The sequence below is a fragment of the Filimonas effusa genome (assembly GCF_004118675.1).
In the GTDB taxonomy this organism is placed as follows: Bacteria; Bacteroidota; Bacteroidia; order Chitinophagales; family Chitinophagaceae; genus Filimonas; species Filimonas effusa.
Window position 1 is genome coordinate 2472787 of record NZ_SDHZ01000001.1, and the last position, 16321, is coordinate 2489107.

The 16321-nt window shown below is 46.3% G+C and carries 14 protein-coding genes; 3 read left to right on the top strand and 11 right to left on the bottom strand.

The features are described from left to right. Window positions 1-6 precede the first annotated feature (6 nt). From ESB13_RS09205 to smc, 3 genes are all read right to left on the bottom strand, one after another. Window positions 7-1239 (bottom strand): PAS domain-containing sensor histidine kinase, encoded by a 1233-nt coding sequence (locus ESB13_RS09205; protein WP_246022482.1) that lies wholly within the window; start codon window positions 1237-1239, stop codon window positions 7-9. Between the two features lie 45 nt (window positions 1240-1284). Further along, window positions 1285-1722 carry a hypothetical protein gene (locus ESB13_RS09210; protein WP_129002692.1) on the bottom strand — a complete coding sequence of 146 codons (438 nt, stop codon included), beginning with the start codon at window positions 1720-1722 and terminating at the stop codon, window positions 1285-1287. 68 nt (window positions 1723-1790) lie between these two features. Beyond that, window positions 1791-5312, bottom strand: coding sequence for a chromosome segregation protein SMC (smc, locus tag ESB13_RS09215; protein WP_164974151.1), 3522 nt, complete (start codon window positions 5310-5312; stop codon window positions 1791-1793). 191 nt (window positions 5313-5503) lie between these two features. Between smc and fabF the strand changes: the two genes are divergently transcribed. Next, complete coding sequence (gene fabF / locus ESB13_RS09220; RefSeq protein ID WP_129002694.1) at window positions 5504-6748, top strand: beta-ketoacyl-ACP synthase II; 1245 nt, start codon at window positions 5504-5506, stop codon at window positions 6746-6748. A gap of 266 nt (window positions 6749-7014) precedes the next feature. Here the strand turns inward: fabF and ESB13_RS09225 are convergent, their stop codons facing one another. The 3 genes from ESB13_RS09225 to ESB13_RS09235 all read right to left on the bottom strand — a co-directional run bounded on the left by ESB13_RS09225 (window position 7015) and on the right by ESB13_RS09235 (window position 9139). Then, entirely contained in the window at window positions 7015-7677 is a 663-nt protein-coding gene (locus ESB13_RS09225; RefSeq protein WP_129002695.1) for a hypothetical protein, read from the bottom strand. A gap of 19 nt (window positions 7678-7696) precedes the next feature. Next, on the bottom strand, window positions 7697-8365 hold the full coding sequence (gene hxpB, locus ESB13_RS09230; RefSeq protein WP_129002696.1) for a hexitol phosphatase HxpB: 669 nt from the start codon (window positions 8363-8365) through the stop codon (window positions 7697-7699). A gap of 66 nt (window positions 8366-8431) precedes the next feature. Then, window positions 8432-9139 carry an SIMPL domain-containing protein gene (locus ESB13_RS09235; RefSeq protein WP_129002697.1) on the bottom strand — a complete coding sequence of 236 codons (708 nt, stop codon included), beginning with the start codon at window positions 9137-9139 and terminating at the stop codon, window positions 8432-8434. A 130-nt stretch (window positions 9140-9269) separates the two neighbouring features. On the opposite strand from ESB13_RS09235, the gene ESB13_RS09240 reads away from it, so the two are divergent. After that, window positions 9270-10049 (top strand): lysophospholipid acyltransferase family protein, encoded by a 780-nt coding sequence (locus ESB13_RS09240; RefSeq protein WP_129002698.1) that lies wholly within the window; start codon window positions 9270-9272, stop codon window positions 10047-10049. 66 nt (window positions 10050-10115) lie between these two features. Here ESB13_RS09240 and ESB13_RS09245 read toward each other — a convergent pair whose 3' ends face one another. Both ESB13_RS09245 and ESB13_RS09250 read right to left on the bottom strand, forming a co-directional pair. Then, window positions 10116-10631: an acyl-CoA thioesterase gene (locus ESB13_RS09245; RefSeq protein ID WP_129002699.1), complete on the bottom strand. Its 516-nt coding sequence runs from the start codon at window positions 10629-10631 to the stop codon at window positions 10116-10118. Window positions 10632-10692: 61 nt separating this feature from the next. Next, window positions 10693-11739, bottom strand: a complete 1047-nt coding sequence (locus tag ESB13_RS09250; protein WP_129002700.1) for a UDP-glucose--hexose-1-phosphate uridylyltransferase — start codon at window positions 11737-11739, stop codon at window positions 10693-10695. 123 nt (window positions 11740-11862) lie between these two features. On the opposite strand from ESB13_RS09250, the gene ESB13_RS09255 reads away from it, so the two are divergent. Next, window positions 11863-12048, top strand: coding sequence for a hypothetical protein (locus ESB13_RS09255; RefSeq protein WP_129002701.1), 186 nt, complete (start codon window positions 11863-11865; stop codon window positions 12046-12048). Window positions 12049-12093: 45 nt separating this feature from the next. Here ESB13_RS09255 and ESB13_RS09260 read toward each other — a convergent pair whose 3' ends face one another. The 3 genes from ESB13_RS09260 to ESB13_RS09270 all read right to left on the bottom strand — a co-directional run bounded on the left by ESB13_RS09260 (window position 12094) and on the right by ESB13_RS09270 (window position 16305). After that, window positions 12094-13380, bottom strand: a complete 1287-nt coding sequence (locus ESB13_RS09260; RefSeq protein WP_220399593.1) for an alkaline phosphatase family protein — start codon at window positions 13378-13380, stop codon at window positions 12094-12096. A gap of 258 nt (window positions 13381-13638) precedes the next feature. Continuing rightward, on the bottom strand, window positions 13639-14805 hold the full coding sequence (locus tag ESB13_RS09265; protein ID WP_129002702.1) for a TlpA disulfide reductase family protein: 1167 nt from the start codon (window positions 14803-14805) through the stop codon (window positions 13639-13641). A 6-nt stretch (window positions 14806-14811) separates the two neighbouring features. After that, window positions 14812-16305, bottom strand: coding sequence for a RagB/SusD family nutrient uptake outer membrane protein (locus tag ESB13_RS09270; RefSeq protein ID WP_164974152.1), 1494 nt, complete (start codon window positions 16303-16305; stop codon window positions 14812-14814). Window positions 16306-16321: the final 16 nt, after the last annotated feature.

The following is a 16321-nucleotide window of genomic DNA, read 5'->3' on the forward strand; positions in this document are numbered from 1 at the left end:
GTAAAGTTATTGCGGATTTTGAATTTGGAAAACAACTTCAAAGGTAGTACCCTGATTTAATTCACTGTGACAGCTCACGGTACCATTCATAAGTTCAGCATATTTGGCAATGATATGCAGCCCCAGCCCCGTACCCTGTATATTGGTGACATTGGCTCCCCTGAAAAAACGTTCGAACAGGTGCTGCTGGTCCTCTTTCGATATACCCAGCCCCTGGTCTTTACATGTAATGGTTAACGTGTCGTCGGTCTTCCTGCTGGTAAGATAGATCTCCGCTTTTTCCGGCGAAAACTTGATCGCATTCGACAGCAGGTTCATGACAATATGTTTCAGTAAGCTCGCATCGAGCGTTACCAGTAATTCGCCTTCATGATTGTAAACGATCTTTTGCTCTTTCTTGAGCAAACCGTTCATCTCGGGTATAATATGCTGTATATGCTGCGGTACGTCGAAAGAGGTATAACGCACCTGGATCTTACCCTCTTCAATTCTTCCCACAGAAAGAAAATCATTCAATATATCGGTAAGCATATTAACGGAAGAAACAATACGTGAAACGTGTTTCTCCCTTTTATGATGGTCAACAGCCTCCACATACTTCGAAATAAGATAGGCAGAAGACAATACCGTGCTCAGCGGCGTCCGGAACTCATGCGAAGCAAGCGATACAAAACGCGATTTCAGCTCACTCAGCTCTTTCTCCTTCTCCAAAGCCATCCGCAGGTCGGTTTCAGCCTGGGCCAGCTGCTCTACCGTACCGGTGAGCGACTGTGTACGCTCCGCAATTTTCTCTTCCAGTTGCTCATTCAGTCGCTTCAGCGCCTGCTCCGCCTCCTTGCGTTTCGAAATATCACTCAGGAATGCAATGACAAAACGGCCGTTTTCGGTTTCATGATTACCAAGACTCACCTCTACAGAAAACTCTTCCCCATTCTTTTTAATGCCGAAAAGATCCATTCCCAACCCCATGGGCCGGCTTTTGGGATGCTCATTGTAATGCTGAACATGATCCTTATGCCGATGATGAAAACGGGCAGGGATCAGTTTCTCGATAGGCTGACCTACCAGTTCTTCCTGCGTGTACCCGAATTGTTTCAGGAGGAAAGGGTTGACCATAACGATCAAACCTTGCTCATTAGCCACCAGTATGCCCATAGAGGCATGATCGAAAAGCACACTGAAGCTTACATTCGTATCCTTGTCCATTATTCCGTCGTTGAAATTTGTAGAGTGCAACAAATGTATATTTTTTCAATACTTAAACGCCACGTTTACGGTGCAAATTTAATCCTTGTATTTTCTTTTTCGCTGTGGGATAAGCATTTGTTGTTCTTCGGCAAGCGCTTCGGGGGTAGGATTGCTGGTAACCTGAACGGCAATCTGGAACAGGGCCAACAGCATTAACACCGAGCCAAGCGCCTCACCCCAGGTGATCCAATACCCCCACCACCTGTAAACCTGTGCTTTCTGCGGAGAGGCTTCTTCATAGATCACACGTGTACGCTGCCCCTCCTTCCATTGCCTTCCCGGGTAATGCGCAGCAACCTCATACCTGTCTTTTCCAACCGTAAAAACCGCCACAGGAATGGTATTATCGACACTGTCTTTTGTAAAATGAATGGTCGCCGGACTCAGCACTCCGTCGAAATAGTCCGGCTGCCTCGAAAACAGCACATAAAGACCAAAACACACAAAATAAAGGACAGCTACAATTTTATACACAAATCAGATTTACAGCTTTCAGGGTCGTTGTTTTAATCGGGGATCACATGCTGCGCACCCGGCTGTACTTAGTTACTCAAACTTCTGAAGTCAACCGGCACCAGTTTACTTACCCCGGGCTCCTGCATCGTTACCCCATAGATAACATCCACAGCACTCATGGTAGTTTTGTTGTGCGTTACAATAATGAACTGGGAATTTTCACTGAATCGCTGGATCATTTGCGTGAATTTACCCACGTTGGCGTCGTCAAGCGGCGCATCCACCTCATCGAGGATACAGAACGGCGCAGGCTTGATCAGGTAGATCGCAAACAACAGGGCAGTAGCCGTCAGCGTTTTCTCACCACCGCTCAGCTGGGTGATGGAAGAAGGCCGTTTTCCCTTGGGCTTCGCAATGATATCGATACCCGTTTCAGCCAGGTTCTCAGGGTTTATAAGCACCATATCCGCCGTATCTTCTTCCGTGAACAGCGCCTTAAATACCTTCTGGAAGTTCTCACGCACCTGGTTGAATGTATCCAGGAACTGCTGGTTGGCCGTAGCCTCTACCTCCTGGATGGTTTGTAAAAGACTGTCTTTGGCGGAAACCAGGTCATTCTTCTGCTCCAGGATGAATTCATAACGTTTCTTCATCTCCTGGTAAGCTTCAATGGCCGTAGGGTTCACCTCACCCATATTTTCCATCCGCTTTTTCATACGGTCGGAGGTAGCCTGCAAGTCTTCCAGCGGAACATCCGTCGTACGCGGCTGGTCGATAATATCGTCAAGATCGATACGGAACTCTACATTCAGCCTTTCCTTCATGCCGGAAAGCTGTAACTTAAGTTCGTTGAGCTTATCCTTTACTTCGCTTAGCAGGTGATCGATCATTTCGCGGCTCTTGATCTTCATCCTAAGCTCGCTTTCCTTTTCCTGCAATGCGTTACGAAGGTTATAATAGGTTTGGTCGGCTTCGTTCAGTTTTCTTTCCTCTTCTTCTTTTTTACGCATCATTTCCAGCAGCATCTCTTCGGAGCCAACAAGCGCTTTCTGGCCTTCCGCAATGCTTTCAGAAGCCTCTGCCAGCTGGTGGGTGTTGCTGGCTACCTGGTCGTGCAGTTCTTTCAGTTGGTTTTCTTTAAATACCAGCTCCTGCTTCAGCGCACCGATCTTACTTTGCTGGCGCGTAAGCTGCAGATTACTTTCGTTGAATTGTGCCGAAGCAAAATTGTACTCCTGCTCGGCCTGGTAATAATCCTGTTCCACCATCTTCAGCGATTCGCTGGTCTCCTGGAGCTGATCATTCAACGATTGCAGCACCTCCCGCGTATCGGCAATAGCATCCTGCTCGTCCTGCATACGCAGATCGGTATCCTCGAGGCGCTGTTGCGCCTGCTGACGGGCAGCCTGCAGGTTTTCTATCTTATTGCGGGTGGCAAAAAGCTGGTTGGTCAGTTGGTTGATCTCCGATTCCGTTTGGCGGATCGCACTTTCTTTCAGCTGTTCATTAAAGGCAATTACCTGGTTGTGCAGGGCCTGGATATCGGCTTTCAGCTTGTTTACCACAGCATCCTGTGCAACAATTTCTTCGTGTAATTTTTCGAGGTTCTTGGCGCGGCCTATCTTCTTACCCTCGAAAAGACCAACACTACCACCGGTAAGGGTGTATTTCCCTTTAACGTATTTGCCGGTTTTCTCCAGCACTACGGCGCCGTTGCTGTTGCTCAGCGCTTCCTCGCTCTCCGCGATGTAAACATTGCCCAGCAGGTATTCGGCAAGCTGGCGGTACTGCGCATCTACTTCAATTACATCCATAGCACTGAAGCTATGGGCGGGAGCAGCGCCTTCCACTTTAATACCGCGGAACTGGTCGAGCATGAAGAAATTGGCCTTACCCTTTTTATGGGCGTCCAGCAGGTGAACCGCCTGAAGCCCTTCTTCCAGGTTATTCACCACGTAATAGTTCAGGTAAGGCTCCAGCACGTTTTCTACAGCGGCACGGAACTCCTCCTTTACATAAATGATATCGGATAAAATAGGCGCGGTATGATTCCACTCCTTATTGTTATGCAGGAATTTAACACTCTCGGGATAACCTTCCATGCTGTCGATCAAACTCTTCAGCAGGTCGTGCTCATTACGCTTTTTATCGAGCGTACGGGTTTCTTCCGCAAGACTGTTGCGCAACGCCTCCATCTGCGACTGGGCAGTTAAGATCTGCTCCTTGGTACGCTCCTGGTGCTCCTGTAATTGCTGCAAATCGATACGTTTGCCTTCCAGCACCTCTTCTTTTTCCTGCAGCTCACGCTCCAGCTGTTGTACCTGCAGATCGCGGTTTTGCTGTTCTTCGTTCAGTTGCGCGAAAGAACGCTGTAAGTTCTGGATAGAGGTATCCGCTACCGCCACCTTTTTCTCCGCTTCAAACTGGTTACGCTGGATCTGCTGGTATTGCGCCCGTAAAGCATCTACACCGCTGCGTTTTTCATCGAACAGGCGGCGTTTGTCTTCAATATCCATCTTAGCCGTTTCTACCTTGTCCTGTAAATCGGCAAGACGCGACTGCTCTTCTCCCACCTGGATCTGGGTGTACTGGATGGAGTCTTCAATATTTTTAACCTGTCCCTCTGCTTTCTGCAGAAAATCTCTCAGGCTGTTTTCTTTTTCACGGAGGTATTGCAGCTTTTGGGTAGCCAGGTTCTTTTCATTTTCCTTGGTCCGCACCTGCTGCTGTAACTCGTTGAATTCGTATTGTTTGGCTTGTAAAGCGCGTTCTTTTTCAATGAAACCAACCTTCTCCTGCTCTATAGCGGCGTCTTCAGTCGCTATCTCAGCTTCGAGACGGAGCTTTTTATCGGTTTCCGTATCGTGCTGTTCGTTGAGTTCCTTGTAAGTGATGTTAAACCCTTCGAGAGAGGCCTTGGCCAGCTCTACGGCAATCTCCTTGTATTCTTTTTTGATCTCGTAATACTTCTCCGCCTTTTTAGCCTGGTTTTCAAGCGTCTTCAACTGGTTGTTGATCTCGAATAACAAGTCCTCGATACGGTTCAGATCCTGCTCCGTAGCATCGAGTTTAGATTTCGCTTCCTTTTTACGGGTTTTATAAATGGTGATACCAGCCGCTTGTTCCAGCATACGCCGGCGGCTGTTTTCCTTGTCCTTGATAATATCGTCAACCATGCCCAGCTCAATGATGGCATAGCTGTCCGTGCTAACCCCGGTATCCATGAACAGGTTGTGGATGTCTTTCATACGACAGGCCACATCATTCAGGCGGTATTCGCTGTCCCCGTTTTTATAGAAACGGCGCGTAATGGTAACGGTACTGAACTCCGTAGGCAGCAGGTTCTTGGTGTTCTCGAAAGTGAGGCTTACCTCCGCAAGCCCGCTGGGACTGCGTGTTTTACTTCCGTTAAACACCAGCGCCTCCAGGTTCTCGCTTCGCAGGGCCGAGATCTTCTGCTCCCCTATCACCCAGCGGATAGAGTCGATAATATTGCTTTTCCCACAGCCATTGGGACCAATGATTCCGGTAATACCTTCATCAAAGTTCACGACAGTTTTATCGGCAAAACTCTTGAAACCTTTAATTTCTAATTGTTTTAATCTCACAATTACCCATTTTAGCAACTGCGAACATAAGCGAAAAAGGCAAAAAAACGGGTTTTCAGTTGCCGATTGTGGACAATTGGTGCGCAGGCGCTCCATCCGACACCTATTTTCAGTGGTGAATCCGTATTTGTTTTCCTACCGTTTTAGCCCTTATTTTTGCCGGCGAATAAACAAAGTGTAGTAAACCATATATGAGACGAGTTGTAGTTACGGGGATCGGCGCATTGACGCCCTTAGGAAATAACGTGAATGACTTCTGGGCAGGATTAATAGCTGGAAAAAGCGGCGCAGCGCCCATCACACGTTTCGACGCTTCCAAATTTAAAACCAGGTTCGCCTGCGAGTTGAAAAATTTCGACCCGCTTAACCATATCGAAAAAGCAGAAGCCAGGCGCTATGATCTGTTTACACAGTATGCCCTGATTTCTACTGAAGAAGCGATCAAAAACGCCAATATCGACTTTTCAACGCTGAATAAAGACCGTATCGGCGTTATCTGGGGCTCCGGGAACGGCGGCATCAATACCTTCCAGGACCAGGTAATGGAATTTGCGAAAGGAGACGGCACTCCCCGTTTCAACCCTTTCTTCATTCCTAAAATGATCGTGGATATCGCTTCAGGTATCATTTCCATTAAACACGGCCTGCGCGGGGTAAATTTTACAACCGTATCGGCTTGTGCTACCTCCAATACCGCTATCATCGACGCCTTCAACTATATCCGTTGGGGTAAAGCCGACATGATCATCACCGGCGGTTCCGAAGCACCTATCAATGAAAGTGGCATCGGCGGCTTCAACGCAGCTAAAGCATTGTCTACCAATAACGATAACTACCTCGAGGCTTCCCGTCCTTTCGACGTGAACCGCGATGGTTTCGTTATGGGCGAAGGCTCCGGCACCCTCATTCTCGAAAGTTATGAGCATGCCATCAAACGTGGCGCTCCTATCCTCGCCGAAGTAGCCGGCGGCGGTATGGCCGGCGATGCCTACCACCTGACCGGCACACATCCCGATGGCGACGGCGCTTACCTGGGTATGCAGGCCGCCCTTGAAGACGCAGGTTTGCAGGCATCCGATGTCGACTACCTGAATGCACACGCCACCTCTACGCCTACAGGCGATAACAGCGAACTGAAAGCAGCGGAAAGAATGTTTGGCGCCAATACAAGCCTGAACGTCAGCGCTACCAAATCAATGACCGGCCACCTGCTGGGTGCTGCCGGCGCCATTGAAGCCATCGCTTGTATCAAAGCCATCCAGGAAGGAATTATCCCGCCAACCATCAATACAAAAGAACCGGAACCGGCTTTTGCAGAGAAATTCAACCTCACCCTGGGTCAAGCCCAGAAGAAAACCGTAAACGTTGCCATGAGCAACACGTTCGGTTTCGGCGGGCACATAGCCACCAGCATCTTCAAAAAATTAGATGCATAAACAGCATTACAGGCAGTTACCGGATGCACGTTAAGTAAATCATAGGTAAGGATCATAAGTGCTCCCTGATATCTGGAAAATAACAATAGCCCCGCAAAACCGGGGCTATTGTTATTTTAGGGCCAATGCTAAAAAAATGCGGCTTTTTAAAGAAGCTCTTGAGAAGCTTTAAAGAAGCTTTAAGGAAGCTTTGAGGCGTACTTGCCGAAACCGCCCTTTTTTTTAGCAAAAGCCGAATTTTCTTAGCAAAATGAAATCGTGGGCAATTAAGAATCAATGCCAAGGATAAGATAAATCACACCTGCGGAACTCCGGTGTACTTCTATATAAGATAAATAAAGGTCGGAGATATCATGGCCCCAAATCCCATATTCGCCATCTGTTTCATTCCGGTTAATAAGCCCCTCCCTTTTTTCTGCAGGAACCGTTTTGGTTTTGGCTGAAGCCTCCTCCTTCCGGTAAATCGAATGGTAAATGCTGCTGACATGCTCAATCATTTCCTTTCTTGAAAACCCACCCTTCTTAGTAGTAAGTTCAAAATTCGCCGGCCGGTTCAACGGATAATCAGCAACAACCACAACCTTTGCATAAGGAAGTATCATTTCATTGGGATTAACCAGGTTAGGAAGTGATTGCTCGGGTTTATCAATACTGATTCCCCCAATCAAACCATTTTGGGCATATTGTTTTTCCTCCTTTGTCACCGCCTTTAAGAAAATATCAATGGTTGATATAGCTGGCCCTATGGTGTCTTGCGAACCAGTTGGCAACGCAATACCAGCCAAGCTATCTGCAAAAGCTAAATCAGTATCGATCGAATTCTTTCCATGAGTAGCAGCAGTATTGTCTGTAGCACCTTTCTTTTGACCACAGCTACAGTTAAGTATACTCCATAAAAAGGCGAAGAAAACCAGGTTTCGTGTCATCATATTCAGGGTTGTTATTTCTCTACCCAATTATATCCAGGTGCAGCTGCCCAAAGTTCTGAAGCGAAGAAAGCTTAAGGTCTGCTGCGCCCCAACGCTCCTCCTTTAACTGCGAATGGTGTGGCACCACTACGCATTTCATACGCGCAGCTTTGGCGGCGATCATGCCATTGAACGAGTCTTCAAAAGCAATACAGCTGGTAGGCGCTACATCCAATTTGGCGGCACAATCGAGATACACCTGCGGATGTGGTTTACCGTAAGCCAGTTGACCCGCCGAAGCGGTGGCATTAAGAAAATTGCGGATGCCGCAGATATCCACCACCAGTTCTATCAATCCCTGCGGCGAAGAAGATGCCAGTCCTATCTTAAATTCGTGCTGGGCAAAGAAATCGAAGATATAGCCCACACCAGGCATGATTTTGCCTTTGGCAGCAACTTTATCGGATACCAGCTGAATGATCTCCTGCTCTCCCTTGGGATCTTCCGATTCAGGGATATTATGAAAACGAAACCACCACTGCACAAACTCCCTGGTGCGGAGTCCGGTAGTGGTGGCATATTGTTCATGAGATAATTTAAACCCGTATTTACTGAACAGTTCATCTGCTGCCTCGGCCCATAACGGCTCACTGTCTATCAATAAGCCATCCATATCAAAAATAACTGTGTCCAGTAAACGTTTGCCCATAATGCTGAATTGTAGGTGTGTGGTTTTATTATGGGCGCAAAGATAACAGGATTTACCTCAGTGTACTTACTTCAGTAAAAACGTAACCATCACGCTGAACTGCAGCTTGATCTTCTTGAAATCAACGTTCATGGGAGCAGCAGCAACCTCATCCATCATTGCATTCGCATACATACGCGCCTGCGGATATACCACATCGGAACCTTCATTCATATCATTGATGGTAAGTGCACCTGCTACCTGCTCGTCTATGGCGCCGGCCAGATATACCGCTTTTTCTTTAGCCGATTTAATCGCCTGTATCTTCAGCTGTTTCTTGTACTCAGTTAATTTACTGTGAGAAACACGGGAAATATTAAAGCTTTGTGTGGCTTCATCATCCAGCTTTTCAACCAGCTCATCCATTTTAGCTGTAGTAGATAGCTTAATGGAATAAGTGATGCTTGCTTTCAAATCGGGATCTTTCTTTTTCTTTTTGGTGATCCACGCATTGCCATCATAGCCGGAATAGCTTTGAACACTGATGTCTTTCTCGGTAAGACCAATGGCCTTGCAGGCATTCAGGAAGTCATTTTTAATCTTTTCAATGTCAACCTTTGTATTAGCTTTTTTGTCATACTCTTTTAAGGTCACCTGTACATAAATTTCATCAGGAACTATTTCGGACTCGGCTGTGCCTGTAACAGATATAGTTTTCTGCTTAATCGTAGGTTCTTGCGCTGTAGCAGCTAAAAAGGTTATAGCGGCTAATAAGGTCATCATAATCTGCTTCATAAAGTATGTTTTTAGTAGGATGATGCAAAGATTACAATTACATAACCACAAAATTTATGGTTCATTACCTTAACAATTTATTGACAATGCGTATTTTGCAACCTTTAAGGTCTGATATAAACAGTCATTCATGAAGCAGATGTCAGAAAAATTGAAGAAGGTGCGGCTGGTACGGGCCTTTGTTTATGGTGTTGTTGGAGCAATTTCATATCCCGGGCTTGTATGGGTAAACCGGTTAAAAATAGAGGGTACGGAGCATATAGCACATCTTCCCAGGAAAAATGTACTGTTTGTAAGCAATCACCAGACCTATTTCGCAGACGTGATCACCTTTCTGCATATCTTCTGTGCCGTAAAATGGCGTAAGAAGAACCGCCTTGGTATCCCTTATTATCTGCTGAATCCTTTCACCAATGTATATTATGTAGCGGCCGAAGAAACAATGAACGGCAGCTTCGTAAGCCGTTTGTTCAAGCTTGCGGGCGCATTAACCGTAAAACGTACCTGGCGCAGGGAAGGCAGCGAAACAAGACGTGGCCTCGATCCTTCCGATACAAGAAAAATAGAACGCGCTTTACAGGATAGCTGGGTAATAACTTTCCCACAGGGCACCACCAAGCCTTTTGCACCCGGACGTAAAGGCACAGCTCATATCATAAAACGTAACCGCCCCATTGTAGTTCCTGTAGTGATCAATGGTTTCTGGCGCGCTTTCACTAAAAAAGGGTTGGTCTTTAAAAAGAAGGGGGCCCTGCTTACAGTAAGGATTAAACCACCTATGACAATAGATTACGAACAACCTGTAGAAGTGATATTGGAACAGGTAATGGACGCCATAGAACAGAGCAAAACCTATATGCTCAAAGGCCGTCACCATCGCTTAAAACAAATGGCCAGCGCTAAAGTATAACGCCGGCCATTTAAATATCATATTAAGTGAGGTCTCCTGCTTGAGTCAGGTCTTCTGTCATCTACGCTAATTCTCTGTAAAATAAGCCTTCAACTCGCTGGCTTCTCCTGGTTTCATCTTACCGGCAAGAACAAGCCTTAATTGCCTGCGGCGCAACGCACCTTCAAACAACCGTTTCTCTTCTTCCGTTTCAGGCTCCACACGTGGTACCTGGCGGGGATTGCTGTTGGGATCAAGTGCTACAAACGTATAGTACGCCTCATTACTTTCATAACTATACTGGTGCAAATGATCTTCACCCCATACCTTCAGATGAATTTCCATAGAAGTGTTGAAAGCCCTCGTTATCTTGGCCTCGATATGAACGGTATTGCCAATTTTGATAGGAGTTTTAAAACTCAGGTTATCAACGCTGGCTGTCATACACGGTGCATTGCAATGTTTGCCTGCTGCAATAGCCGCAGCAATATCCATCCAATACATCAGACGTCCGCCCATAAGGTTACCGAAAATATTCGTGTCATTGGGCAATACCAGTTCGTTCATGATCGTAAAACTCTCACTGGCTTTCTTTACTTGCATTATTCTATGTTGGGTTTAGCGCAAATATACACAAACGTTAGGTAACCTGTACACTTAACACTTATTGTTCTTTGTAATGCACCTCGCTCATACTGCGCAAACGCTCTGCAGCCCACTCCGGCGTTACATCACGCTGCGGATTGGCCAGCATTTCGTACCCCACCATAAACTTCTTCACGGTAGCAGAACGCAGTAACGGCGGGAAAAAGTGCATATGCCAATGCCATTCTGCATGATCACCATCGTTCACAGGCGCCTGGTGCATACCGGCAGAATAAGGGAAGGAGATCTCGAACAGGTTATCGTATTTGGCAGTCAGCTTCTTCAGGATTTCAGCGAACGCCGTTTTTTCCGCATCGGTGAACTGTACAATGGTTTGTACATGCCTCTTGCTCACGATCATGGTCTCATAAGGCCATACCGCCCAGAAAGGCACCAGCGCTACAAAATGTTCTTTTTCGAGCACGATACGCTCTTTCTCCTGCAGTTCAACAGCTATATAGTCGCTCAGCAGGCTGCGGCCTTTTTCTGTAAACCAGTTCTTTTGCTGGGTGGTTTCCTTGGCTATTTCAAGCGGCAAAGAACCCTGTGACCATATTTGTCCGTGTGGATGCGGGTTGCTGCATCCCATGATCTCTCCTTTGTTTTCGAAGATCTGGATGTATTTGATAGCAGGATTTGAAGCGAGATCCGCAAATTCCTTTTTCCAGAGATCGATCACTTTTTCGATCGCAGGCACCGTTAAACGCGGTAAAGTAAGGCTGTGATCGGGCGAAAAGCTGATCACACGGCAAATACCCGCTTCACTTTTCGCTTTTAACAAACCGCCAACATCATAAGTCCCTTCCGGCGTATCGGCCAGTAGCGCAGAAAAATCATTGGTGAATACGAAAGAATCCTTGTAATCGGGGTTTACGCTGCCATCGGCACGGGTATTACCGGGACACAGATAACATTTTTCATCATAAGAAGGACGGTTGTCATCTGGTAAAGTCTCTACCTTACCCTGCCAGGGACGTTTGGTACGATGTGGTGACACCAATACCCAATCGCCTGTCAGCAGGTTCTGTCTTGTGTGGGGATGTTCTTTTACATCAAATTTTTGCATGGTTCAAAAGGCTTACATGGTTAAAATAAAATGGCAATGCAGTCGTTGAAAAGCGTGGCAAAAGTATTTGAAATACCATCATTATGGCATGACTTTTTTACCCTCTTTTTAAAAAGTACCATTATGAAAAATGCAACAGTAAAACAGACCAGCAAGCCGGTTCATACACGTTCCATTAATACCCGTCCCGAAAACAAGGACGATATAGATAGCCGGAAAAACGAGGAATGGGATATCAAAGGCGACGACGTTACACACAATAAACGCCAGACAAAAGCCGACAAGGTGGGAGAGAAAAGTGGTAAATAATAAAAAAGCGCCTGACGGCGCTTTTTTATTTACGTTAACAGCAGCTTAAGGCGCCGTATTTAGTACATTCTGAAGGGTTTTGATGGAACCATCTATAGGGCTGGTGATCTTAAGATCCAGGATCTGCGCTACCAGTGGGTAAACATTTACATTCTCAAAAGAAGGGATCTTAAGATGTTGCTTAAACGCAGGTCCCCAGGCCATGAAAATAGCATGCATATCCTTCACCACGGTAGGATCAAATCCATGATAACCGGGATTAGGCTTTTTGTTCGCAAAAACATAAGGCCATTCCGGTAACAACAGGATATCGCCTATCCTGTCAAATCTGTCATCTTTTTCACCATAATGCAGGTGCGCTGGCATATCCTGTTTACGATAAATTTTATAGTGATTTTCGGGCTTATCAGCCTTTTTCAGCGCCTTGTAAAGCCGGCGGATATCCGTTTTGCTCTTACCATATAACATCAACGTAGTGCCGGAAGAGGACACCATAAACTTGCTGGTATCAATACCCTCCGGCAGCTTTAAAGGCTGCTCCCTGTTAACCGCAGTCATACCATGGTCCGCAACAAAAATGAAGTTTACAGGCAAACCAGTAGACGCCACAGCCTGGGTTAAATTATAAACGATGGAGTCCACAGAAAGAACAGCATGCCTCGTTTCTTCAGCATCAGGACCATAATGATGACCGGCATGATCAGGCTCGGAAACATAAAAGGTGATAAAATGCGGCCTCCTGTCTTCAGGTAGCGACAACCATTCCTTTACAATCCCGATACGCCTGTTCACAGGTATGCCTTCGTTGTAATCATAATAATAGGTAGGACGTGTGTCCTGAATAGCCGCTTCAGAACCAACCCAGAACATAGAAGCGCTAAGTGTTTGCTGTTGCTCGGCCAGCACCCAAAGCGGGGTGCCGCCATACCAGCTGCCATCTCTCACCTTAACTTTATCATGCATGGCATAGCTGGTGTTCCTTGCACGATCATAGTAATAATTACTCACCAGCCCGTGGTGCGAGGGATAAAGTCCCGTTACTAATGTATAATGGTTTGAAAAAGTAACACTCGGATAAGAAGGGATCATAGACGATGCCCTTACCCCTTTTTCACCCAGGGCAATCAGGTGCTGTGCGTTGTATTTCTCAGCATAATCATAACGGAAACCATCAGCAGAAATCAGGATCACATAAGGCTGCTGCTGAGCCGCAGCGCTGTTCTTGCGACCTTCAGTAATATGTTGCAAAGAATCGCGCTGGCCATGCGCCATATTTGCAGCAAATAAAAGAGAACTGGTGACAACTGCGCACACAACAGCTTTTAAAGTCATGTGTAAACCAATTTTATCCAGGTAAAAGAGCAGGCCGGGCCTCCGGCAAATACTACTGTGTAACAATGGGCGAAAGAACATCCGGGGGAGATATTTAGGTTAAAAAATCATTATCAGAAATAAAGGTAGAGCCGCCGGCTCATAAATAAAAATAAGAGGTTGCAGCAACGTATGCTACAACCTCCTTCAGACATAATGCTTATTTAATAACAAGGGGCGTATTCCCACTTATTAAAGATGCTGATGAACCTATGGCCTCTACGGCATCAAAGCCGCCAACTTAGCATCCAGCGCTTCATGCGGCTCTCCACCTTCGCCATAACGCCCGATGATCATCCCCTGCTTATCGATAAGTATCTGAGTAGGCAACGATGATACATGATACTTGTCCGAAAGATCATTGGAACGGTCAAACACCGGCCCTTCGCTGGCATAAGTCACCTTCATTCCACGCAGCACCTGTAACCAGGGAAGTCCGTCTTTTGCCACAGCCTTCTTCCAGGCCGTTGTATCACGGTCATCATCAGAAATGCCAATGACCTCAAACCCTTTACTTTTATAAGCCTCGTAAAGTTCTTTCAAATGCGGGTTGCCCTTACGGCAAGGCACACACCAGCTTGCCCAGAAATCGATAAGTACATATTGCCCTTTCAGGTCGGCAAGCTTCAGTTGTTTGCCGTTGATATCGGTAGCAGTGAACAACGCAGCAGTAGTTCCCGGCACGCCTATTTTACGCTTCTCCAGCTCTTCAGCAATCGCTTTTCCAAAAACACTCTGCTTCACTGCCATAGGAAAAGCGTTATAATACTGTCTCATCTTCTCCGTAGAAATACTCTTGTTAAACCTGAGCAGGTAAGCCGTAACAAAAGAGGCAGGATGCGCTTCTATAAAACCATTCGTAATCTCTTCCATCTCCTGGTAATAAGGCACAAGCACCCAGTTCTTCAATTCCTGGTAAGCAACATTGCTCCTTTTGTTCACCTCATGCAAAGTATCCATGACTACTGTCCAGCGCCGCTTCAGTAATTCCTGCTTTGCCTGTAATTGCTGGTATTCGGCTTGCGAAGCAGACCCCGTGATCCTGGCATTTTTATAATCCTGGTCGGCAACCAAAACACGCATGGCAGTAGGCTCGATAAAGAATGCGGTAAAGTTGGGATCATCCATAAGGCGTGATTGTAGTTTACCGTTGAAATAAGCCATGATAGGGCCTGGTATGTTTCCGGTAAACCGGAAGCTACCGTTTTGCAGTTGACTGCTGTCTTTCACCTGCTTACCAGCAGCATTCTGATAACTGAGGTAAACCCACCCTTGCTGCTGGTTCGTTACTTTACCCGTTAATGTAAAAGCATCCGCCTTTTCCGCTTGTGCATTGACAGCCATGGAACAGGCTACCGCCAGCACTAATGAATAATATTTTTTCATAAAAGGTTATTGATTGTTTTGTTGAATATTTCCATTTTCAGCAAGCACATCATCTGATATGCGTATTACCACCTTTGCATCAGTAGCAGCAATCGTCAGCGGTTGCGCATTAAAGGAGGTATAACTACGTACCATAGGCAGGCCATTCCTGAAATAATCGAAACTGTTATGTCCCTCAAAAGCCAGCTCAAGACGGCGCTGCTTCAGTATTTCAGTAAACAGTGTCTGTCCGCTGATCCCCGACAACACTCCTACACCAGCACGATTGCGGATCACATTGAGATCAGACAATGCGCCTGCATTATCACCCGCTTTCACCCTGGCTTCTGCCCTGTTCAGGTATACTTCGGCAAGACGCAGGTAGTGAATGGGAGCATTACTATAATAAACAGCAGTGTATTTGTAATAGTATTTATTGCAACTAAGCGTATCGGTATTATTGCCAGGATACTTGTCTGTAATATAAAATCTACGGCGCAGGTCGCCCGGAGCCAGCAGATCCAATAAGTCCGGGGAAGGTTTTATCTGTCCTGTAGAATAGCTGCTACTCCCCGCATATTGCCCTGTAGGCTGGTAAAACCACGTAGGGATGGACATGGTAGCGGCATCGTGATTGATGGCCCAAATAGTTTCGGTATTCGCCTGGTTGCTGTTGCTGTAGTAAGCAGTATAGGCAGTTCCTTGTAACAGCGAATAACCGCCGTTCAATAGAACTGAATCGGCATATTGCTGCGCTAAACGTGCATAGTTGGTATTGGGCTGGTCAAAGGAACCGCTCATATACAGGTACACACGTGATAACAGTCCATAGGCAGCATAACGCGAAGCATAGCTGTTGTTTTTCTTTTGCGTAAATGTTTGCGCCGCCTCGGTAAGGTCGCTGATGATCTGTTTATAAGTGTCTTCAACCGATGCCCTTGCCGGTCTGTCCGAAGCAGCCGTAACAGGCTGCAATATCAACGGAATACCGGGGTTACCCGACGGAGACTGGTAATAAGGACGGCCATATAGCCTCACCAGGTTAAAAAATACCATGCCTCTCAGGAAAAGGTTTTCCGCTTTAGCCTGCAGGATCACAGGATCGGTTTCTCCGGGTTGTATATGTTTCAGCACCGTATTTACACCCAGCAATACACGATAACTGCCCGACCAGAACGTATGAGACAATCCAAAGTCTTTGGAAGAAGCATTCAGGAACTTAAAGGCGTCTATATCCTGCGTTGCAGTAAGACTGCTGGTGCTGGTATTATCGATAGGCTTTACGTTATTCCCCCTGAACTCAGCCAGGTTGAACCAGTTTTTATCATAATTGGTGGTGGAGTTCGTTAAGCTGTTGTAATTGGCCACAGTTGTTTTTGTAAACCCTGCGGGTGTCGCAAATTCCTGCTCCTCAAACAACACATTATGTGGAACAATTTCATCCAGCTTTTTATCACAGGCAGAGAAGCTGATGGCTGAAATGCAGGCTAGACCCGCTATATAAAGATTTCTTTTTTTCATTTTTACCAGTTTTAAC